Annotated in this window: 18 protein-coding genes; 9 read left to right on the top strand and 9 right to left on the bottom strand. The window is 70.9% G+C overall.

Annotated features, from left to right (window positions below; genetic code table 11):
* Positions 1–249: hypothetical protein (locus tag ACH414_RS10750; RefSeq protein WP_398941503.1), on the top strand; the 249-nt coding region annotated here is incomplete at its 5' end.
* A 141-nt stretch (positions 250–390) separates the two neighbouring features.
* On the opposite strand, the gene ACH414_RS10745 is transcribed toward ACH414_RS10750, so the two are convergent.
* The 3 genes from ACH414_RS10745 to thyX all read right to left on the bottom strand — a co-directional run bounded on the left by ACH414_RS10745 (position 391) and on the right by thyX (position 4,006).
* Positions 391–2,076 carry a ribonuclease J gene (locus ACH414_RS10745; RefSeq protein WP_382547806.1) on the bottom strand — a complete coding sequence of 562 codons (1,686 nt, stop codon included), beginning with the start codon at positions 2,074–2,076 and terminating at the stop codon, positions 391–393.
* 111 nt (positions 2,077–2,187) lie between these two features.
* Positions 2,188–3,087, bottom strand: a complete 900-nt coding sequence (gene dapA, locus ACH414_RS10740) for a 4-hydroxy-tetrahydrodipicolinate synthase (RefSeq protein WP_382547808.1) — start codon at positions 3,085–3,087, stop codon at positions 2,188–2,190.
* 178 nt (positions 3,088–3,265) lie between these two features.
* Positions 3,266–4,006: an FAD-dependent thymidylate synthase gene (thyX, locus tag ACH414_RS10735; RefSeq protein ID WP_382547810.1), complete on the bottom strand. Its 741-nt coding sequence runs from the start codon at positions 4,004–4,006 to the stop codon at positions 3,266–3,268.
* Between the two features lie 163 nt (positions 4,007–4,169).
* On the opposite strand from thyX, the gene ACH414_RS10730 reads away from it, so the two are divergent.
* Both ACH414_RS10730 and ACH414_RS10725 read left to right on the top strand, forming a co-directional pair.
* Positions 4,170–4,409 (top strand): hypothetical protein, encoded by a 240-nt coding sequence (locus ACH414_RS10730; RefSeq protein ID WP_382547812.1) that lies wholly within the window; start codon positions 4,170–4,172, stop codon positions 4,407–4,409.
* Between the two features lie 53 nt (positions 4,410–4,462).
* Positions 4,463–5,017 carry a hypothetical protein gene (locus ACH414_RS10725; RefSeq protein WP_398941501.1) on the top strand — a complete coding sequence of 185 codons (555 nt, stop codon included), beginning with the start codon at positions 4,463–4,465 and terminating at the stop codon, positions 5,015–5,017.
* Between the two features lie 28 nt (positions 5,018–5,045).
* Here ACH414_RS10725 and ACH414_RS10720 read toward each other — a convergent pair whose 3' ends face one another.
* From ACH414_RS10720 to eccD, 6 genes are all read right to left on the bottom strand, one after another.
* Entirely contained in the window at positions 5,046–5,486 is a 441-nt protein-coding gene (locus tag ACH414_RS10720; protein ID WP_382547816.1) for a hypothetical protein, read from the bottom strand.
* Between the two features lie 4 nt (positions 5,487–5,490).
* The gene (dapB, locus tag ACH414_RS10715) at positions 5,491–6,243 is read right to left on the bottom strand and encodes a 4-hydroxy-tetrahydrodipicolinate reductase (RefSeq protein ID WP_382547818.1); all 753 of its coding nucleotides are present in this window, start codon (positions 6,241–6,243) and stop codon (positions 5,491–5,493) included.
* A 25-nt stretch (positions 6,244–6,268) separates the two neighbouring features.
* Positions 6,269–7,648, bottom strand: coding sequence for a M16 family metallopeptidase (locus ACH414_RS10710; protein ID WP_382547820.1), 1,380 nt, complete (start codon positions 7,646–7,648; stop codon positions 6,269–6,271).
* Entirely contained in the window at positions 7,645–9,855 is a 2,211-nt protein-coding gene (locus tag ACH414_RS10705) for a polyribonucleotide nucleotidyltransferase (RefSeq protein ID WP_382547822.1), read from the bottom strand. The genes ACH414_RS10710 and ACH414_RS10705 overlap by 4 nt, the downstream gene beginning before the upstream one ends.
* Before the next feature lie 293 nt (positions 9,856–10,148).
* Entirely contained in the window at positions 10,149–10,439 is a 291-nt protein-coding gene (gene rpsO / locus ACH414_RS10700; RefSeq protein WP_128976159.1) for a 30S ribosomal protein S15, read from the bottom strand.
* Between the two features lie 224 nt (positions 10,440–10,663).
* Entirely contained in the window at positions 10,664–12,139 is a 1,476-nt protein-coding gene (gene eccD / locus ACH414_RS10695; protein WP_386570459.1) for a type VII secretion integral membrane protein EccD, read from the bottom strand.
* A 182-nt stretch (positions 12,140–12,321) separates the two neighbouring features.
* On the opposite strand from eccD, the gene eccCa reads away from it, so the two are divergent.
* The 6 genes from eccCa to ACH414_RS10665 are packed head-to-tail and all read left to right on the top strand — an operon-like array spanning position 12,322 to position 20,441.
* Positions 12,322–16,275: a type VII secretion protein EccCa gene (eccCa, locus tag ACH414_RS10690; protein ID WP_398941498.1), complete on the top strand. Its 3,954-nt coding sequence runs from the start codon at positions 12,322–12,324 to the stop codon at positions 16,273–16,275.
* Entirely contained in the window at positions 16,272–16,790 is a 519-nt protein-coding gene (locus ACH414_RS10685) for a hypothetical protein (protein ID WP_398941496.1), read from the top strand. Before eccCa ends, ACH414_RS10685 begins: the two co-directional genes overlap by 4 nt.
* Positions 16,787–17,416 (top strand): hypothetical protein, encoded by a 630-nt coding sequence (locus tag ACH414_RS10680; RefSeq protein ID WP_382547830.1) that lies wholly within the window; start codon positions 16,787–16,789, stop codon positions 17,414–17,416. Before ACH414_RS10685 ends, ACH414_RS10680 begins: the two co-directional genes overlap by 4 nt.
* The gene (locus ACH414_RS10675) at positions 17,416–19,164 is read left to right on the top strand and encodes a putative T7SS-secreted protein (protein ID WP_382547832.1); all 1,749 of its coding nucleotides are present in this window, start codon (positions 17,416–17,418) and stop codon (positions 19,162–19,164) included. Before ACH414_RS10680 ends, ACH414_RS10675 begins: the two co-directional genes overlap by 1 nt.
* Positions 19,161–20,141 (top strand): type VII secretion system-associated protein, encoded by a 981-nt coding sequence (locus ACH414_RS10670; RefSeq protein ID WP_382547834.1) that lies wholly within the window; start codon positions 19,161–19,163, stop codon positions 20,139–20,141. The genes ACH414_RS10675 and ACH414_RS10670 overlap by 4 nt, the downstream gene beginning before the upstream one ends.
* Positions 20,142–20,195: 54 nt before the next feature.
* Entirely contained in the window at positions 20,196–20,441 is a 246-nt protein-coding gene (locus ACH414_RS10665; RefSeq protein WP_361177472.1) for a DUF397 domain-containing protein, read from the top strand.
* The last annotated feature ends 51 nt before the right edge of the window (positions 20,442–20,492 follow it).

Here is a 20,492-nt window from a genome sequence, read left to right as displayed (position 1 = left end):
AACCTCGACCATCCGAAGATGGACGGGGTATCAACTAATCTGGCGTTGATTTTTGGCACGCTGTTGAGTTCTCAAGGTGCGGACGCTTCCTTTGTACTTACCCTCTCGGGCTTTCCTCCGGGCGCTTCCTTCGTTCTTGCGTTTCCGACTCTATCAGATCTTTCCGATCCGATTTCCTCGGTGCTTTCCGGTCCCTTTCGCTTTTGCTTGGGGGCCTTTCAGCGGCTCCGACTTTATCAGAAGTTCTGAGTCGGTTTTCCCGCCCTCCCGGTTTCCGTACCGGCGCACTGCGGCGCTCGGCGGTTCCCGTTCTGGCGGAGCCGTAAACGTACTGGAGCGGGGCGCCCCGATGCAAATCGAGGCGCCCCGCTCCTGGTTGGTGCCGGTCCGTCAGACCTCCACGACCACCGGGAGGATCATCGGGCGGCGGCGGTAGGTGTCCGAGACCCACTTGCCGACCGTGCGCCGGATCAGCTGCTGGAGCTGGTGCGGCTCCATCACGCCGTCCTGGGCGGACTTGTTCAGGGCCTGGTCGACCTTCGGGAGCACCGCGTCGAAGGCGGAGTCCTCGATGCCGGAGCCCCGGGCGTGGATGTTCGGGCCGCTGACGATCTTGCCGGTGGAGGAGTCCACCACCACGAAGACCGAGATGATGCCCTCCTCGCCGAGGATGCGGCGGTCCTTCAGCGAGGACTCGGTGACGTCGCCGACCGAGAGGCCGTCGACGTACACGTAACCCGCCTGGACCTTGCCGGTGATCCGGGCGCGGCCGTCGACCAGGTCGACGACGACGCCGTCCTCGGCGATGACGATGTGGTCCTTGGGGACGCCCGTCATCGCGCCGAGCTCGGCGTTGGCGCGCAGGTGGCGCCACTCGCCGTGGACCGGCATCAGGTTCTTCGGCTTGCAGATGTTGTAGAAGTACAGCAGCTCGCCGGCCGAGGCGTGGCCCGAGACGTGGACCTTGGCGTTGCCCTTGTGGACGACGTTGGCGCCCCAGCGGGTCAGACCGTTGATCACGCGGTAGACCGCGTTCTCGTTGCCCGGGATCAGGGACGAGGCCAGGATGACCGTGTCGCCGGGGACGATCCGGATCTGGTGGTCGCGGTTGGCCATCCGGGAGAGGGCGGCCATCGGCTCGCCCTGGGAGCCCGTGCAGACCAGCACGACCTCGTCGTCCGGCAGGTCGTCGAGGGTCTTGACGTCGACGACGAGGCCGGCCGGGACCCGGAGGTAGCCCAGATCGCGGGCGATGCCCATGTTGCGGACCATGGAGCGGCCGACGAAGGCGACCCTGCGGCCGTACTCGTGGGCGGCGTCCAGGATCTGCTGGATGCGGTGCACGTGGCTGGCGAAGCTGGCCACGATGATGCGCTTCTGGGCGTTGGCGAAGACGTTGCGCAGGACGTTGGAGATGTCCCGCTCGTGTGCCGTGAAGCCCGGGACCTCGGCGTTCGTCGAGTCGGTGAGCAGGAGGTCGATGCCCTCCTCGCTCAGCCGGGCGAACGCGTGGAGGTCGGTGAGGCGGTTGTCCAGCGGCAGCTGGTCCATCTTGAAGTCGCCGGTGTGGACGACCATGCCCGCGGGGGTGCGGATGGCGACGGCCAGCGCGTCGGGGATGGAGTGGTTGACGGCGATGAACTCGCAGTCGAAGGGGCCGAGACGCTCGTGGTCGCCCTCCGCCACCTCGAGGGTGTACGGGCGGATCCGGTGCTCCTGGAGCTTGGCCTCGATGAGGGCGAGGGTCAGCTTGGAGCCGATGAGCGGGATGTCCGGCTTCATTCGGAGCAGGTACGGCACACCACCGATGTGGTCCTCGTGGCCGTGGGTCAGGACGATGCCCTCGATGTCGTCGAGGCGGTCCTGGATGGTGGTGAAGTCGGGCAGGATCAGGTCGACGCCCGGCTGCTCCTCTTCGGGGAAGAGGACGCCGCAGTCGACGATCAGCAGACGGCCGTCGAACTCGAAGACCGTCATGTTCCGGCCGATCTCACCCAGACCGCCGAGCGGGGTGACACGCAGGCCGCCCTTGGGCAGCTTCGGCGGGGTGCCGAGTTCAGGATGCGGATGGCTCAAAGTCTCTCCTCACCACACGCGCCACGTGCCGGCTCGGGCACGTGGCGCGCATGACATTCGTGCACATGCTGTTTGTCTTCAGTTACGTGTCTTCAGTTGTGAAGTCTGTCGTCAGAGCTCTACCCCGCCGGCGGCGAGGTCGAGCTTGAGCTGGGCGGTCTCCTCGCTGCCGAGCTCCACGAGCGGCAGGCGAAGGGGCCCGGCCGGGAGGCCCTGGAGGGCGAGGGCGGCCTTGGTGGTGATGACGCCCTGGGTGCGGAACATGCCGGTGAAGACCGGGAGCAGCCGCTGGTGGATCTCGGTGGCCTTCTGGACGTCGCCGTTCAGGTGGGCCTCCAGGAGGGCGCGCAGCTCCGGGGTGACCACGTGGCCGACCACGGAGACGAAGCCGACGGCGCCGACGGAGAGCAGCGGGAGGTTGAGCATGTCGTCGCCGGAGTACCAGGCGAGGCCGCTGCGGGCGATGGCCCAGCTGGCGCGGCCGAGGTCGCCCTTGGCGTCCTTGTTGGCGACGATCCGGGGGTGCTCGGCGAGTCGGACGATCGTCTCGGTGTCGATCGGGACGCCGCTGCGGCCGGGGATGTCGTAGAGCATCACCGGGAGCTCGGTGGCGTCGGCGATGGCCGAGAAGTGCCGGTACAGGCCCTCCTGCGGGGGCTTGTTGTAGTACGGCGTGACGGCGAGCAGGCCGTGCGCGCCGTCGCGTTCGGCGGCGCGGGCGAGCTCGAGGGTGTGGTGGGTGTCGTTGGTGCCGATGCCCGCGACGACGTGGGCGCGGTCGCCGACCGCCTCGAGTACGGCCCGTACGAGCTGCGATTTCTCCGCGTCGCTGGTGGTGGGGGACTCGCCGGTGGTGCCGTTGACGACCAGGCCGTCGTTGCCGGCGTCCACGAGGTGGGTGGCAAGTCGCTGGGCGCCGTCGAGGTCGAGTGCGCCGTCCGCCGTGAAGGGCGTGACCATGGCGGTGAGGACCCGCCCGAAGGGGGTCTGCGGAGTGGAGATCGGAGCCATGGGTAACACGCTACTCGCTGCTCAGCGCCGGGTGTCCCCTAGGGGGACGTCAGAAAGGGAGCCCGGCACTGCCTGCTCGGGGGTTCAAGCAGTGCCGGGTCCGTTTGATCAGCCTAGATGAACTTCGTGAAACGTCGCAATACGGACACTTCGCGCGAGAAGTTCGTACTTATGTGCTCTACGGGGCCACGCGGCCGTTCTTGTTGAAGGCCGCGTAGGTCAGCGGCATCAGCCGGGCCCAGTGCTCCTCCATCTTCTCGCCCACCATCTCGATCTCCCGCTGGGGGAAGGACGGCACCGCGGCGAGCTCGTGCTGGGTGCGCAGACCGAGGAAGTGCATCAGGGAGCGCGCGTTGCAGGTGGCGTACATCGAGGAGTAGAGGCCCACCGGGAGGACCGAGCGGGCGACCTCGCGGGCGACGCCGGCGGCCAGCATCTCCTGGTAGGTCGCGTACGCCTGGCGGTACGAGTCCTCCATGGAGCGGCTCACCAGGTCGTGCTGCGCCTGGGTGCCCTCGACGAAGACGTACTTTCCGGGACGGCCCTCCTGGACCAGCTTGCGGGAGGTGTCCGGGACGTAGAAGACCGGCTGGAGCTCCCTGTAGCGGCCCGACTCCTCGTTGTACGACCAGCCCACCCGGTGCCGCATGAACTCGCGGAAGACGAAGATCGGGGCGCTGATGAAGAACGTCATCGAGTTGTGCTCGAAGGGGCTGCCGTGACGGTCCCGCATCAGGTAGTTGATCAGGCCCTTGGAGCGCTCCGGGTCCTTCTGGAGCTCCTCCAGCGACTGCTCGCCCGCCGTGGACACCCGCGCCGCCCAGAGCACGTCGGAGTCGCCGGCCGCGCTCTTCACCAGATCGACGGTGACGTCGCTCCTGAAGTCGATCTTCTCGTTCTCGGTGGGGCTGTCGGTCACCGGCGGTCCTTCCAGTCGGGCGGTTGCAGTCGCCCACTCTAGCCACGTCCTACCCAAGGATGAGATTCGGCCGCTTTGATGAAAAAGGGCACCAAAAGCTCGATTCGCTCGTCTGTACCTGTGACAGACACCAACACCATCGAGTCCGAGGAGAGTGGCCCTGATGCTGAGCCGGCGAGAGGCCGTCCCGTTCGCGTTCGTCGCGGAGTCCGACCGCTTCCGCAGTAACGTCACTCCGCCGCCTCGGGAGCGTCCCACCGTCTCGCAGATCGTGGGCCGTACGCTGATCGGGCTGACGGTGGTGGCCGGGCTCGTCGGGTCGCTGGTCCTCGGGGTCCCCTCGCTGCAGTCGGGGAGCGCGGCCGGGCACCAGCAGCAGTCCGAGGCTTCCGACGGGCGCTGAGGTAGCCTCACCGGGCACAGCCCACCGAACGTGCTTGTGAGTGAGGACCTGTCGTGCCCCTGCCCTTTCTGACGGCCGACCGTGCTTTCGACGCGACCGACGACATCGCGCTGCCGTTCGACGACCACGACCAGTGGCGTCGTCCCTACCGGCCCGGACCGTGGCGGGTGGGGATGGCGGCGCTCGCGCTGCTGCTCGCCTCGTTCGTGCTGCTCGCCGCCGTCGTCATCGCCGTCGCCGGCGCGCTCGGCGGCGCCGCCTTCACCTTCGGCGTTGCCGTGCTGATCATCGGCGCCTCGCTGCGCCTGCTGCGCATGGGCGTGTGGGTGAGCCGGGCCGGGCTGCGCCAGGTGTCGTTCTTCTCCACCAGGACCGTGGCGTGGCCGCAGGTCTCCGCCGTACGGACCGCCCAGCAGCCGGTGCGCTGGCTGGGACTCCCCCGCACCGTCCAGGGCCAGGCCCTGATGCTCGTACGCCACGGCGGTGAGCAGACGCTGCTGCTCACCGACCACAACTCCGACTTCCTCTCCCGCGTCGAGGCCTTCGACCGCGCCGCCGACACGGTCGAGGCCTGGAGCGCGGAGTACGCGGGGACCGCCGCCCGCTAGGACGGGGCCCCGCGCCCGCCTGGCGGCGCTAGGCGGCCTCGTGCAGCGCGATCGCCCGCTGCATCGCCTGGCGGGCGCGCGGGGTGTCCCGGGCGTCGTGGTACGCCACCGCGAGCCGGAACCAGCAGCGCCAGTCGTCCGGCGAGTCCTCCGTCTCGGCCTTGCGCCGGGCGAAGACCTCGTCGGCCGAGTCGCGGTCGATGCGGCCGCCCTCGGTGCGCTTCAGCTCGTCGACGGGCAGCCCGCCCTCGGCCTCCAGCTCCGCGGCCAGGCGGTTGGCCCGGCGGGCGAAGCGGGTGTTCTTCCACAGGAACCAGGCGCCGACCAGCGGGAGCAGGAACGCGACCGCGCCCATGCCCATCGCGGCCGGCTCGCCCGTCAGCAACAGCAGGACGCCTTCCATCCCCACCACGCCGAAGACGAGGACGAGGACGGTGGAGAGGAAGACGTACGTGATCTTTCCGCCCATGACCTCAGCCCAGGTCCAGGAAGTGTTCCAGGCCGAAGGTGAGGCCCGGGGTGCCCACCACGCGGCGGGCGCCCAGCAGGATGCCCGGCATGAAGCTGGAGTGGTGCAGGGAGTCGTGGCGGACCGTCAGGGTCTCACCCTCCCCGCCGAGCAGCACCTCCTGGTGGGCGAGCAGGCCCGCCAGGCGCACGGAGTGGACCCGGACGCCGTCGACGTCCGCGCCGCGCGCCCCCTCCAGACCGTGGGCGGTGTTGTCCGGCTGGGCGCCCAGACCGGCCCCGGCCCGCGCCTCGGCGATCAGCTGCGCCGTACGGGTGGCGGTGCCCGAGGGGGCGTCCACCTTGTGCGGGTGGTGCAGCTCGACGACCTCGACGGATTCGAAGTACGGCGCCGCGATCTGCGCGAACTTCATGGTCAGGACCGCGCCGATGGAGAAGTTCGGGGCGATCAGGACGCCGGTCTCCGGGGAGGCGGCGAGCCACTCGTTCAGCCGCGCGAGGCGCTCCTCGTTCCAGCCGGTGGTCCCGACGACCGCGTGGATGCCGTGGCGCACGCAGAAGTCGAGGTTCTCCATGACCGAGTCGGGCGTGGTCAGCTCGACCACGACCTGGGCCTCCGCCTCGACCAGGGTCTCCAGCTTGTCGCCGCGGCCGAGGGCCGCGACCAGTTCCATGTCCTCGGCGGCCTGGACGGCCTTGACCGCCTCGGAGCCGATGCGGCCCTGGGCACCGAGGACCGCCACGCGCAGCTTGCTCATCGCACTTCCTTAGGGGACTCGTCGGTCAGGAGACCGCTTGGTGGAGGCGGTCCGCCTGCTTGTCCTTCAGCGGGCCTATCACCGAGAGGGAAGGCCGCTGCTCCAGTACATCGCGGGCCACTTCCCGTACGTCGTCCGGGGTGACGGCCGCTATCCGGGTCAGCATGTCGTCGACCGACATCTGGGTGCCCCAGCACAGCTCGCTCTTGCCGATGCGGTTCATCAGCGCACCGGTGTCCTCGAGGCCGAGCACGGTGGAGCCGGAGAGCTGGCCGATGGCGCGGGCGATCTCGTCGTCCGTGAGCCCCTCGCGGGCGACCTTGTCGAGCTCGTCCCGGCAGATCCGCAGCACGTCGTGGACCTGACTGGGCCGGCAGCCCGCGTACACGCCGAAGAGGCCGCAGTCGGCGAAGCCCGAGGTGTACGAGTACACGCTGTAGGCCAGGCCGCGCTTCTCCCGGACCTCCTGGAAGAGACGGGAGGACATGCCGCCGCCGAGGGCGGTGTTCAGCACGCCGAGCGCCCAGCGGCGCTCGTCGGTGCGGGCCAGGCCCGGCATGCCGAGGACCACGTGCGCCTGCTCGGTCCTGCGGCCGAGCAGCTCGACCCTGCCCGCGGTGCGGATGGTGCGGTGCCCGTCGCGCGGGGCGATCGGCAGGGCGTCGGTACGGGTGAGGGCGCCGGCCTTCTCGAAGGCGCGGCGGACCTGGCGTACCACCGTGGCGTGGTCGACGTTGCCGGCGGCGGCGACGACCAGGTGGGTCGGGTCGTAGTGCTTCTTGTAGAAGCGGGCGACCTGGTCCCGGGTGAGCGCGTTGATCGTGTCGACGGTGCCGAGGACCGGGCGGCCCAGAGGGGTGTCGCCGAACATGGTCTGCGCGAACAGGTCGTGCACCATGTCGCCGGGGTCGTCCTCGGTCATCGCGATCTCCTCGAGGATCACACCGCGTTCGGCGTCCACGTCGGAGTCGAGGATGAGCGAGCCCGTGAGCATGTCGCAGACGACGTCGATCGCCAGCGGCAGGTCGGTGTCGAGGACCCGGGCGTAGTAGCAGGTGTACTCCTTCGCCGTGAAGGCGTTCATCTCGCCGCCGACCGCGTCGATCGAGGCCGAGATGTCGAGGGCGGACCGCTTGTGGGTGCCCTTGAAGAGGAGGTGTTCCAGGTAGTGGGTGGCGCCGTTGAGGGTCGGCGTCTCGTCGCGGGAGCCGACGTGCGCCCAGATGCCGAAGGTGGCGGAGCGCACGGAGGGCAGGGTCTCGGTGACGATCCGGAGGCCGCCGGGCAGGGTGGTGCGGCGGACCGTGCCGATGCCGTCCCTGCCCTTGAGGAGCGTTTGGGTACGGGCGACGGCCCGCCCCTCCGAAGAGGGGCGGGCCGTCGTCACGGAACTACGGGACGTCACTTGTCGGTGTCGTCCTTCGCCTCGTCCTCGCCCTCGATCACGGGGATCAGGGAGAGCTTGCCGCGCTGGTCGATCTCGGCGATCTCGACCTGGACCTTCGAGCCGACCGCGAGCACGTCCTCGACGTTCTCCACGCGCTTGCCACCGGCGAGCTTGCGGATCTGCGAGATGTGCAGCAGGCCGTCCTTGCCCGGGAGCAGGGAGACGAAGGCACCGAAGGTGGTGGTCTTGACGACCGTACCCAGGTAGCGCTCGCCGACCTCCGGCATGGTCGGGTTGGCGATGCCGTTGATCGTGGCGCGGGCGGCCTCGGCGGCCGGGCCGTCGGCGGCACCGATGTAGATGGTGCCGTCGTCCTCGATCGTGATCTCGGCGCCGGTGTCCTCCTGGATCTGGTTGATCATCTTGCCCTTGGGGCCGATGACCTCGCCGATCTTGTCCACGGGGATCTTGACGGTGATGATCCGCGGGGCGTTCGGGGACATCTCGTCCGGCGTGTCGATCGCTTCCATCATCACGTCGAGGATGTGGAGGCGGGCGTCGCGGGCCTGCTTGAGGGCCGCGGCCAGGACGGAGGCCGGGATGCCGTCCAGCTTGGTGTCGAGCTGGAGGGCGGTGACGAACTCCTTCGTACCGGCGACCTTGAAGTCCATGTCGCCGAAGGCGTCCTCCGCACCGAGGATGTCGGTGAGGGCGACGTAGTGCGTCTGGCCGTCGATGTCCTCGGAGATCAGGCCCATCGCGATGCCGGCGACGGGGGCCTTGAGCGGCACACCGGCGTTCAGCAGCGACATGGTGGAGGCGCAGACCGAGCCCATGGACGTCGAACCGTTGGAGCCGAGGGCCTCGGACACCTGGCGGATCGCGTAGGGGAACTCCTCGCGGGTCGGCAGGACCGGCACGATGGCGCGCTCGGCGAGCGCACCGTGGCCGATCTCGCGGCGCTTGGGCGAGCCCACGCGGCCGGTCTCGCCGACGGAGTACGGCGGGAAGTTGTAGTTGTGCATGTAGCGCTTGCGGGTCACCGGGGAGAGGGTGTCCAGCTGCTGCTCCATGCGGAGCATGTTGAGGGTGGTGACGCCCAGGATCTGGGTCTCGCCACGCTCGAACAGCGCCGAGCCGTGCACGCGCGGGATGGCCTCGACCTCGGCGGCGAGCGTACGGATGTCCGTGATGCCGCGGCCGTCGATGCGGACCTTGTCCTTGATGATGCGCTCGCGGACCAGCTTCTTGGTCAGCGCGCGGTAGGCACCGGAGATCTCCTTCTCGCGGCCCTCGAAGGCCGGGAGGAGCTTCTCGGCGGCGAGCTCCTTGATGCGGTCGAGCTCGGCCTCGCGCTCCTGCTTGCCGGCGATGGTCAGCGCCTGGGCGAGCTCGCCCTTGACGGCGGCGGTCAGCGCCTCCAGGACGTCGTCCTGGTAGTCGAGGTAGACCGGGAACTCGCCGGTGGGCTTGGCGGCCTTGGCGGCGAGGTCCGACTGGGCCTTGCACAGGACCTTGATGAAGGGCTTGGCGGCCTCGAGACCGGCGGCCACGACCTCCTCGGTCGGCGCCTCGGCGCCGCCCTTGACAAGCTCGATGGTCTTCTCGGTGGCCTCGGCCTCGACCATCATGATCGCGACGTCGCCGTCCTCCAGGACGCGACCGGCGACGACCATGTCGAAGACGGCGTCCTCGAGCTCGGTGTGCGTCGGGAACGCGACCCACTGGCCCTTGATCAGGGCGACACGGGTGCCGCCGATCGGGCCGGAGAAGGGCAGACCGGCCAGCTGCGTGGAGCAGGAGGCGGCGTTGATGGCGACCACGTCGTACAGGTGGTCGGGGTTGAGCGCCATGACCGTCTCGACGATCTGGATCTCGTTGCGCAGGCCCTTCTTGAAGGAGGGGCGCAGCGGGCGGTCGATCAGGCGGCAGGTGAGGACGGCGTCCTCGGACGGCCGGCCCTCACGGCGGAAGAAGGAGCCGGGGATCTTGCCGGCCGCGTACATCCGCTCCTCGACGTCCACCGTCAGGGGGAAGAAGTCGAGCTGGTCCTTGGGGCGCTTCGAGGCGGTGGTCGCCGAGAGGACCATCGTGTCGTCGTCCAGGTAGGCGACGGCGGAGCCGGCGGCCTGCTTGGCGAGGCGGCCGGTCTCGAAGCGGATCGTGCGGGTGCCGAAGGAGCCGTTGTCGATGACGGCCTCGGCGTAGTGGGTCTCGTTCTCCACTAGCGGTTTCTCCTACGTGTTCGTCTTTGCGTCCGTCGGCCCGTGTGGCCGGGGACGGTGTCGACGGAGGCGGAGAGGCGCGCTGGTGCGGGCCGGTCTTCGATCGAAGCTCCCGGGTCTCGTGCCCGGGGGCCACTACCGAGGACCGGCGGCTAGCAGGCGGCTTCTCGCCCTCCGTCTGTGCTGTTGTGCGGTGCGGTTGTGTCACCAGCCTAAGGTCCGGTGCGCACCTTTCGCACGTACAGCAAAGGGAGCGGCCCCCTGAAAGTGGGAACCGCTCCCTTCACGGCTGCTTACTTGGCGCCGCCGGCCGCACCACGGCGGATGCCGAGGCGGTCGACCAGCGTACGGAAGCGCTGGATGTCCTTCTTGGCCAGGTACTGCAGCAGGCGGCGGCGCTGGCCGACCAGGATCAGCAGACCACGACGGGAGTGGTGGTCGTGCTTGTGGGTCTTGAGGTGCTCGGTCAGGTCCGAGATGCGGCGGGACAGCATCGCGACCTGGACCTCGGGGGAGCCGGTGTCGCCCTCCTTGGTGCCGAACTCGGCCATGATCTGCTTCTTGACAGCGGCGTCGAGAGCCACGCGGATCTCCTCTTGGTGTTCGTGCGCCCACGAGTGCCCCTGGTCTGGGTCTCAGGGGAATCTTCCGTGACTCGTGAGCGAAGGTCCGATGAGCGCTGCTTCCCGATCCCGTGAGGGGCTTCCGGAAGCGCGTACACAAACGGCCGTCACACAGCGTACCAGCTCGCCGGTGAGGCCGTTCGGGTGAGCCGGACGGGCGCCCCGGCCGGGAGCTCGGGACGCCCTTAGCTCGTCAGGGACCTGGCCGCCATGAAGACGTCGAGGACGGCGAGGCAGAGCGGGACCAGGGAGAGCAGGACGAAGCCCTCGGCGAGGTCGAGCAGACGGCCCCAGAAGGGCGAGAGGCCCTTGCGCGGGATGATCAGGCCGATCGCGGTGACCAGGGCGGCGCCGGCGGCGACGGCCGCGGTGAGCCAGATCGTCCGCACGTCGAGGCCGCCGCGGTCCCCGTACATCACGAGGTCCTTGACCAGGTCGACCGGCGGGTTCAGCGAGAGGCCCAGGATCAGCAGCGCGATCGCGGCGAGGCCGGCCACCAGAACGCAGGCGACCTGCGAGGTGTAGCGGAAGAGCCGGGCGCGCAGCAGCATCGCGAGGCCGGCTGCCAGGGCGAGCAGCTGGCCCCAGACGTTGCCGGCGAAGCCGAGGACCGCCGCGGAGCCGACGACGACGGCCGCGCAGCCGCCGACCAGGCCGAGCAGCATCTCGTGGCCGCGCCGGGCCTGCAGGGCGATGCGCTCGCCGTCGACCGGCTGCGCCTCCTCGTGGGCGGCGTGGTGCGGGTCGGCGAGGAACTCGTCCTCGGAGGCGCTGCGCGGGGAGGCGTAGCCGATGGGCAGCCGGGCGAAGCGGGCCGAGAGGCCGGGCAGGAAGGCGACCAGGCCGATGGCGACGGGCACGCAGACGGCGGCCGTCTCGGTGGCGGAGGACTCGGTCAGGATCGCCACGAAGGTGGCGAGGGTGCCGACGGTGGCCAGGAAGGTCGCCGCGACGAAGGGGGCGTCGCCGGACGGGGTGAGGGCGACGAGGGCGACGGCCGCGACCAGGACGGTGACACAGCCGAGCAGGAACTGGAGCCGGCCGGGGCCCTGGCCCGCGTCGGGGGCGATGATGCCGGAGCCGGCGATCAGCAGCAGCGGCAGCGCGCCGAGGCCCAGGGCGACGGCGGTGGCGCGGTCCCCGTAGACCCGGGCGCGGACGCCCGCGAAGGCGGTGAGCAGCACGCCGGCGGCGCCCGCGATGACGCCGGGCAGGCTGTGCATGTCGTGCCGCAGCGGGTCGGCGAACCAGAGCACGAAGCCCATGAGGACGAGCAGCAGCACGCCGCCGACGAGTCCGGCGCCGCGCAGCAGGTCGTCGCTCCACAGGTGCCGGTCTCGGGTGACGGCGGAGGCGACGGCGTCGGAGACGTCGTCGAAGACGGCCGGCGGCAGCGACTGCGCGAAGGGGCGCAGCGAGAGCACCTCGCCGTCGAGGACCTGCTGGGCGGCGAGCGTACGGCTGCCGTCGAGGACGGAGCCGTCGCGTCGGACCAGGTGGTAGCCGGTGGGGGCGCCGGCCGGCTGGGTCTGCCCGGTGAGCCTGAGGATCTCCGGGTAGACGTCGGCGACGGCGATGTCCTCGGGGAGTGCGACGTCGATGCGGCTGTCCGGCGCCACGACGGTGACGCGGCAGAAGCCGGTCGCTGCGGTCGTACTCACGTGTCTGGACCCCCTGATTCGCGGTTGCGCACAGTGCGGCGCCACCCTACCGGGGACCGGCTCGGGTGGCTGCAAGTAGGATCCTGCACTCACGGGGGGAGTCCGCATGGAACACAGCCGACGGGGGCGCCGGTGCGGAAACTCCCTCACGAGCCCGCCCGTAACGAGGGATTGATGCGCCGGTGAGCCAGATCGTCGTCAAACGCCCGCCGAGGTCCCTTCCTCCGGAAGTACCCGGTGAGGAACTGGTCCTGGAGTCCCCGCCGGAACTGCCGCGGGGGCAGCAGGAGTCCGCGTTGATGCAGCTCCTCCCGATGCTGGGCATGGGCTCGTCCGTCGTCTTCTTCTTCATGACGCCGTCGCCGATCATGCGGATCATGGGCACGCTGATGCTGGTGTCGACGGTCGGCATGGCCGTCGCCCAGTTCGTCAGATTCCGCCGCGGTGCGCAGGGGCAAATGGCGGATGTGCGGCGGGACTACCTCAAATACCTCGCGCAGACCCGGCGTACGGTGCGCCGCACGGCCCGCCGCCAGCGGGACGCGCAGCTGTATCTGCACCCCGCGCCCGAGCAGTTGTGGTCGGTGGTCGCCGAGGGCTCGCGGGTCTGGGAGCGCCGGGTCGGCGACCACGACTTCGCGCAGGCGCGCATCGGTCTCGGCGCGCAGCAGCTGGCGACGCCGCTGGTGGCGCCGGACACGGCGCCGGTGGACGAGCTGGAGCCGCTGTGCGCGGGCGCGATGCAGCAGTTCCTCGCCGTGCACGGCACCCTGGACGGGCTGCCGATGGCGGTGTCGATGCGGGCGTTCTACCACGTGACGGTCTCCGGCGATCCGGAGTCGGCGCAGTCCGCGGCGCGCGGTCTGGTCGCGCAGCTGGTGACCCTGCACTCCCCCGACGACCTGATGCTGGCCGTGGTCGCGGCGCGCGGTGCGCAGGAGCGCTGGGACTGGACGAAGTGGCTGCCGCACACCCAGGTGCCGGGCACGGTCGACGGGGCCGGCACGAAGCGGCTCTTCGGTGACGACCTGGGCGAGCTGGAGCAGCTGATCCGCTCGCGGCTCGACGGGCGGCCGCGGTTCAGCCGGGACAACCAGCCGGTCCTGGACCAGCCGCACGTCGTGGTGGTCCTGGACGGCGGGATGGTGCCGCCGGACTCGCTGTTCGCGGCGGCCGAGGGCCTGCAGGGCGTGACCATCGTCGAGGTGGTCTCCGGTGAGCTGGACGAGCCGCGGGGCGGTCTGTCCGTGGTCGTGCGGCCCGGGCGGCTGCGCCTGGAGTCGGGCGGCGGCTTCGCGTACGAGGGTGTGCCCGACGTGATGTCGCTGCCGGCCGCGGAGGCGCTGGCCCGGCAGCTGGCGCCGCTGCGGATGGGCGGCGGGGACGACGACGAGCCGCTGCTCGCCAACCTGGACTTCACGGATCTGCTGAACCTGGGCGACGCGGCCTCGGTGGACGTGGCGCGCACCTGGCGGCCCCGGTCGGTCGCCGAGCGGCTGCGGGTGCCGATCGGTGTCGGCGAGGACGGGCAGCCGGTCATGCTGGACCTGAAGGAGGCCGCGCAGGAGGGCATGGGCCCGCACGGTCTGTGCGTCGGCGCGACGGGTTCCGGAAAGTCGGAGCTGCTGCGCACGCTGGTGCTGGGTCTCGCGGTGACGCACTCCTCGGAGACGCTGAACTTCGTCCTCGCGGACTTCAAGGGCGGCGCGACCTTCGCGGGCATGTCGCAGATGCCGCACGTGGCGGCGGTCATCACCAACCTGTCGGACGACCTGACGCTGGTCGACCGCATGGGCGACGCGATCCGCGGCGAGCTCCAGCGGCGCCAGGAGCTGCTGCGCTCGGCGGGCAACTACGCGAACATCCACGACTACGAGAAGGCGCGGGCGGCGGGCGCTCCGCTGGAGCCGCTGGCCTCGCTGGTCCTGGTGATCGACGAGTTCTCCGAACTCCTCACCGCCAAGCCCGACTTCATCGACATGTTCATCCAGATCGGCCGCATCGGCCGTTCGCTCGGTGTGCATCTGCTGCTGGCCTCGCAGCGCCTGGAGGAGGGCAAGCTGCGCGGTCTGGACACGTACCTCTCGTACCGGATCGGTCTGCGGACCTTCTCGGCGGCGGAGTCGCGCACGGCGATCGGCGTGCCGGACGCGTACCACCTGCCGTCGGTGCCGGGTTCGGGCTATCTGAAGTTCGGTACGGACGAGATGACCCGCTTCAAGGCGGCGTACGTCTCGGGGACGTACCGCACGGGCGGGCCGCGTCTGGAGGCCGGGCAGCTGCCGATCGAGCGGCGGCCCGCGCTGTTCACCGCCTCCCCCGTGCCGGTGGTGTACGCGGCTCCCGACCCGGCGTATCTGACGGCGCAGCGCGCCGAGGAGGACGACGCGCTCGCGGACACCGTCCTCGACGTGATCGTGCGCCGGCTGGAGGGGCAGGGCGTGCCGGCCCACCAGGTGTGGCTGCCGCCGCTCGACCAGGCGCCCTCGCTCGACCAGCTGCTGCCGGGACTCGCGCAGACCGCGGACCGGGGGCTCACGGCGACGGAGTACACCCGCCCGGGCGGCCTCACGGTGCCGCTCGGCCTCATCGACAAGCCCTTCGAGCAGCGGCGCGAGGTGCTGTACCGGGACTTCTCGGGCGCAGCGGGCCACATGATGGTGGTGGGCGGTCCGCAGTCGGGCAAGTCGACGCTGATGCGCACGCTCGTGTCGTCGTTCGCGCTCACCCACACCCCGGCCGAGGTGCAGTTCTACTGCCTGGACTTCGGCGGCGGCGGCATGGCCTCGCTCGCCGACCTGCCGCACGTCGGTGGCGTGGCGTCCCGGCTCGACCCGGAGCGGGTGCGCCGGACGGTGGCCGAGGTGATGGGGGTGCTCAACCGGCGGGAGGAGTTCTTCCGCGCGAACAACATCGACTCCATCGCCACCTACCGGCGCAGGCGGGCGGCCGGCGAACTGCCCGGCGAGGCCTGGGGCGACGTGTTCCTGGTCGTCGACGGCTGGGGCGGTTTCCGCAACGACTACGACATGCTGGAGCCGGTCGTCGCGGACATCGCCGCGCGCGGTCTGGGCTACGGCATCCACGTGGTGATCACCGCGGCCCGTTACATGGAGGTGCGGGCGGCCCTCAAGGACCAGATGCTGGGGCGGCTCGAACTGCGGCTCGGTGACGTCATGGACTCCGAGTTCGACCGCAAGGTCGCGGCGAACGTGCCGCCGGGCGTGCCCGGGCGCGGTCAGGTGCCGGAGAAGCTGCACTTCATGGGGGCGCTGCCGCGCATCGACGGTTCGAGCTCGGCGGCGGACCTGTCCGACGGGACGGCCGCCTTCGTCCAGGCCGTGAAGGCCGCGTGGCAGGGCACCCCGGCGCCGGCCGTGCGCCTGCTGCCGCGCCGGCTGCCGGCGGAGCAGCTGCCGAAGGGCTTCGAGTACCCGCAGCACGGCATCGCGATCGGCATCGACGAGACGAACCTGGAGCCGGTGTTCGTCGACTTCGAGTCGGACCCGTTCTTCCTCATCTTCGGCGAGAGCGAGTCCGGCAAGACGGCGCTGCTGCGCCTGATCGCCAAGCAGCTGTGCGAGCGCTACACCCCGGAGCAGGCCCGGATCGTGGTCGGCGACTACCGGCGCACGATGCTGGAGGCGGTGGCGCCCTCGCACCTGCTGGAGTACGCGCCGATGGCCTCGGCGATGCAGATGCACATGGACGCGATCAACACGGTGATGACGAAGCGGGCCCCGAAGCCCGACATCACCCCGCAGCAGCTGCGCGACCGCAGCTGGTGGACGGGACCGCAGCTGTTCGTCCTGATCGACGACTTCGAGCTGGTCGCGACGAACTCGGGCAATCCGCTGCAGGTCCTGGTGGAGAACCTGCCCTTCGCCCGCGACGTCGGCATCCGCTTCATCGTGGCCCGCAGCGCCGCCGGCGCCTCCCGCGCGATGTACGAGCCCTTCATGCAGCGCGCGAAGGAGCTCGGAGCCCAGGGCGTGATCCTCTCCGGCGACCCGGGCGAGGGCGACATCCTCGGCAACGTGCGCGCCAGGCCGATGCCGCCCGGCCGCGGCACCTTCGTCTCCCGCAAGCGGGGCATGCCCCTGGTCCAGCTGGGCTGGCTGCCGGACCGGACGTGACGGTGGTGGCGTCCGGATTCGACGAGGAGTGGAGCGCGGTACGGGCCGAGGCGACCGAACGGGTCGCCGACGGCCCCGCCGCGTCGGGGCGGCCCGAGGCGGCCGCGCCGGTGGACGCGGAGACCGTGCGGGAGCGCCGGGAGGCCGTACTCGAACGGCTCGCGGACTTCCGCTCGCGGCCCGTGCTGGTGCCGACGGACTCCGCGGGCGGCCTGTGGACCGCCGATCTCGGCGGGGTGGACTGGATCTGCGCCTTCACCGACGAGGCCGCGCTGGCCCGGTTCGCCGAGGCGCGCGGCGAGGAGTCGGTGGAGTGGCCGTACCGCAGGGTGCTGGGCTCCCGGCTGCTCGACGACGTGGTGCCCGCGGTCGGCTTCCCCTGCGGGGTGGCGCTGGACGCGGGCAGTCCGGGCGGGGCGGTGTTCCCGCCGGTGAAGGGGATCGTGCCGGACCGGGCGGCGGTCGACGCCGGGGGACACGGAGACACCGAGGGACACGGAGGGGACAGGACATGACGGACGATCCGGATCTCGCCGCCTCGAAGGAGGCGCTGAACCAGATCGCGACGGGGCTCACCGGCGTCCTGGGCGAGCTCGAGGAGCTCGGCATGGTGGGCGAGGCCGGCATGGGCCGGGGCTTCTCCGATCTGCGGCTGACGGGGATGGAGACCGGTCACGACGCGCTGACCGCGACGCTGCGGACGTACTGCGAGCGCTGGGAGTGGGGGGTGCGCTCGCTGGTGCAGAAGGGCACCGTCTACGCCGAGCTGGTGGGCCTGTCCGCGGGCGTGTTCCACGAACAGGAGCAGTACATCGGGGACGCGTTCAAGGTGCTGACGAACGCGGGGATGGGCAATCCGTACGCCTCCGAGGACGAGATCACCCAGAAGGACTGGGGCGAGGTCCTGTCCAGCAACACCTTCACGCACGTCCGGGACGCCGACTACAGCGCCGGGTCCTTCGACCGGGCGCGCGAGAACAGTCTCCAGGCATGGAAGGGCACCGCCTGGGACCTCTCCGACTCCCCCATGGTGATGAGCAACAGCATCATCGACGCCGCCGGCCTGCGCGACGAGTACGACGCGAGCCTGACCGAGGCCATCGGGCCCAAGCCCGCCCGACAGCAGGAGGGTGAGGGCTGATGGCGGGCCTGGGCGGCCTCGGCGACCTCGTCAGCGGCGGAAAGCACCTCGTCGACAAGGGCCTCGAGGTCGTCGAGGACGGTGTCGAGGCGGGCAAGCGGGTCATCGGCACCGGCATCGACAAGGGCACCGACCTCATCGGCGAGGGCCTGGAGAAGGCCGGCGCCGAGGACTGGGCCGACACGGTGACCGACTGGGGTGACGACACCGCCTCGGCGCTCGGGGCCCGGGTCGGCGAGCAGCAGCTGGGCCAGACCGAGGAGGCGGAGGAGCTCGTCCACGGCAAGCCCGCGCGGATCCGCGAGACCGCGGCGCACCTGGCCGACTTCCACGCGGCCTTCGACCGGGTCGGGCAGGGGCTGCGGCGTCTCGACTCGGGGCACTGGAAGGGCGAGGCCGGCAACGCCTTCCGCGAGAAGCTCGGCATGCAGCCCACCCGGTGGCTGCACGCGGCCGACGCCTGCCGGACGGCGGCCTCGGCGCTCGGGCGGTACGCGGAGACGCTGACGTGGGCGCAGGGGCAGGCCGAGGAGGCGATCGCCCTCCACAAGCGCGGCGAGGAGTCGTCGGACAAGGCGCGCGCCGCGCACAGCGGCAAGGTCGACGCGTACGAGGCCGCCCTGCGCGAGGGCCGCGAGCCGGGTCCGGACCCGGGGCCGTTCACCGACCCGGGCGAGGCGGACCGGCAGCACGCCCGGGACCTGCTGCGCGAGGCGCGCCGCCAGCGGGACGAGGCGGGCGCGGCGGCCGAGCGCGCGGTCCGGGAGGCGATGGCCCACGCGCCCCAGGAGCCACCGCCGACGGACCGCATGGCGGCGGCCGCGATGGACGGCTACGGCGCCCTCAGCGTCGAGGGCACCCATGTCCTCGGCGGCGTCATCAAGGGCACGGCGGGCCTGCTCACCTTCGTCCGCGGGCTCAACCCGACGGACCCGTACAACCTGACGCACCCGGCCGAGTACCTCCAGAACGTCAACATGACGCTCGCCGGGGTGGTCTCCACCGCGGCCCACCCGGAACGCGTTCCGGGCGCCCTGCTCGACTCCTTCGAGAAGGACCCGAGCGAGGGCTTCGGCCGGCTGCTGCCGGAGCTGGTCGGGACGAAGGGCTTCGGCGGCGTCAAGACCGGTGTGCGGGTCGGCCTCAAGGAGGGCGCCGAGGAGGCCCTGGAGAGCGCTGCCCGCAAGGGTGCCGACGACATCCCGAAGCAGCGTGTGCCGGATCCTCCGGCGTATCCGCCGGCGGTTCCCGATCGGCTCGCCGTGGCGGCGGACCGGTCGGTGGACGTGTCGAAGCTGCCCGACAACGTCCAGTGGCGCACGTCGGACGAGCCGCTGTTCCGCAACGACGCGCGGGGGCCCGACGAGATCTTCCGCGACGGCTTCAAGCCGTGGAACAACTCGCACACGGACCTCGACGCCTACGTCAAGGACAACCAGCACTCGGTGTACGTGGGGACCACGCGGGATCCGAACCTGCCGTGGAACAAGCAGTACGTCTACGACATCGACGCCCCCGGAGGCATCGACGTCAACAAGTCGGTCCTGGACAACCCGTACAAGCACGAGCAGGAGATCGCGTTCCCGGGCGGCGTGCGCGCGGAGAACATCAAGGGCGCCTGGGAGAAGCTGCCCGACGGCTCAAAGGTCTACCACGCCAATCCGAACTACGACCCGGCGGCCGCCGTGCCCGGCACGGCGCCTCCCCCGCCGCCCGCACCACTGCTACCCCCTGGATGGACCCAATGAGCGAGAAGCTGCTCGGCAGCAGGAACGACGTCGTCGCCGTGCGCGGGGGCGAGCAGGTGCGGTGTGCCGTGCGGTGGTGGACGACCGGCGAGCCGGAGCAGCCGTACGGGGTCGAGGCGACCGGGCCCTGGGGGTCCGTGCGCGTGCTGGAGCGGGATCTGTGGACCGCGTTGCGGGACGTGCGGCGGGGGCTCGAGGCGCAGGGGTGGCTGCTGGCCCTTGCCGGGGCCCGGGGTGACGTGCGGCAGAGCGGGATGCTCGCCGGCAGTGGTACCGACCGGGCCTATGTGCTGATCGCGGGCGAGTACGCGGACCCGAAGCGGATGGTGGGGCTCTTCGAGGACGCTCCCGTGGCCCAGGCGCTCACCGTCGCCGAGCAGGACGCCGCGTACGACCGGATCCTGAAGGTCCCGCTCAGGCCGGAGGAGCCGCCCGCCCCTGCGGGGCCCCAGGACCCGCCGTTGCCGCCGCCCCCGTACGCGCCCGGCACCTGGCAGTACGCGATCGACCCGATGTACGACCCGAACGGCACCGTGCCGCCTTTCGCGGTGGTCGGGGCGTGGGCCATCGACGGCGCGGGGAAGCCCGGTGCCTTCCAGCGCAATCCGGACTACCGGCCCTCACCCGTGAGCCTCGGGCTGCCGCGGCCCACCGATGCCGTCGACGCCGCCGTGCAGCTCGCGGCGACCGGGCACGGGCCCGAGGAGGCGGTGGCGGCGGCGCTGGCGGAGGCGACGGTGTACGTGCCGGACGAGGGGACGGCGGATGTCGCCGTGTACCAGGACGCCGAGGGGCGGTTCGTGCCGGTGCTCACGCACCCGAGTCACGCTCCGGCGCACGTGCCGGGGCTCCGGGCGGTGAACGGGGCGGAGTTGGCGCGGGTGCTGCCGGACGACCTGGTGCTCAAGGTCAATCCGGGCGGGCGGGTCTCCGTGCGGGTGCCGGTTTCGGACGTGCGGGGGCGGGGGCGTCGGTAGGGTGGCCCGCAGGCTCGTTCACAGTACGGATCAGCACAGATAAGGACCGCGCGGATGGCTGACGCCCAGGACAGGGAACGCGTGAAGGAAGAGCTCTACGCCCTCGACATCTCCGGTGTCGAGTGGCAGGGGGCGCCGGGAACCAGTCCGGACGAGGAGCGGGTGGAGATCGCGTATCTGCCGGGCGGCGGGGTGGCGATGCGCTCCTCCCTCGACAAGGAGACGGTGCTGCGCTACACGAAGGCCGAGTGGGACGCCTTCGTGCTCGGGGCGCGGGACGGCGAGTTCGATCTGAAGTAGGCCGCGTACGACCGCGTACGCGTGAGGGGGTGGCCCCGGCTTGTGGGCCAC

This window comes from Streptomyces sp. NPDC020422 (genome assembly GCF_044386705.1).
Classification (GTDB): Bacteria; Actinomycetota; Actinomycetes; order Streptomycetales; family Streptomycetaceae; genus Streptomyces.
The sequence above is the reverse complement of the archived record's forward strand: the minus strand, read 5'-3'. Positions and strand labels throughout refer to the sequence as shown.

Excerpts from the sequence above, each read along its gene's own strand:
- ACH414_RS10720 (WP_382547816.1), bottom strand. The coding sequence starts at position 5,486 with ATGGGCGGAAAGATCACGTACGTCTTCCTCTCCACCGTCCTCGTCCTC.
- ACH414_RS10670 (WP_382547834.1), top strand. The coding sequence starts at position 19,161 with ATGAGCGAGAAGCTGCTCGGCAGCAGGAACGACGTCGTCGCCGTGCGC.
- ACH414_RS10730 (WP_382547812.1), top strand. The coding sequence starts at position 4,170 with ATGCTGAGCCGGCGAGAGGCCGTCCCGTTCGCGTTCGTCGCGGAGTCC.
- dapA (WP_382547808.1), bottom strand. The coding sequence starts at position 3,087 with ATGGCTCCGATCTCCACTCCGCAGACCCCCTTCGGGCGGGTCCTCACC.
- dapB (WP_382547818.1), bottom strand. The coding sequence starts at position 6,243 with ATGAGCAAGCTGCGCGTGGCGGTCCTCGGTGCCCAGGGCCGCATCGGC.
- ACH414_RS10680 (WP_382547830.1), top strand. The coding sequence starts at position 16,787 with ATGACGGACGATCCGGATCTCGCCGCCTCGAAGGAGGCGCTGAACCAG.
- ACH414_RS10675 (WP_382547832.1), top strand. The coding sequence starts at position 17,416 with ATGGCGGGCCTGGGCGGCCTCGGCGACCTCGTCAGCGGCGGAAAGCAC.
- ACH414_RS10665 (WP_361177472.1), top strand. The coding sequence starts at position 20,196 with ATGGCTGACGCCCAGGACAGGGAACGCGTGAAGGAAGAGCTCTACGCC.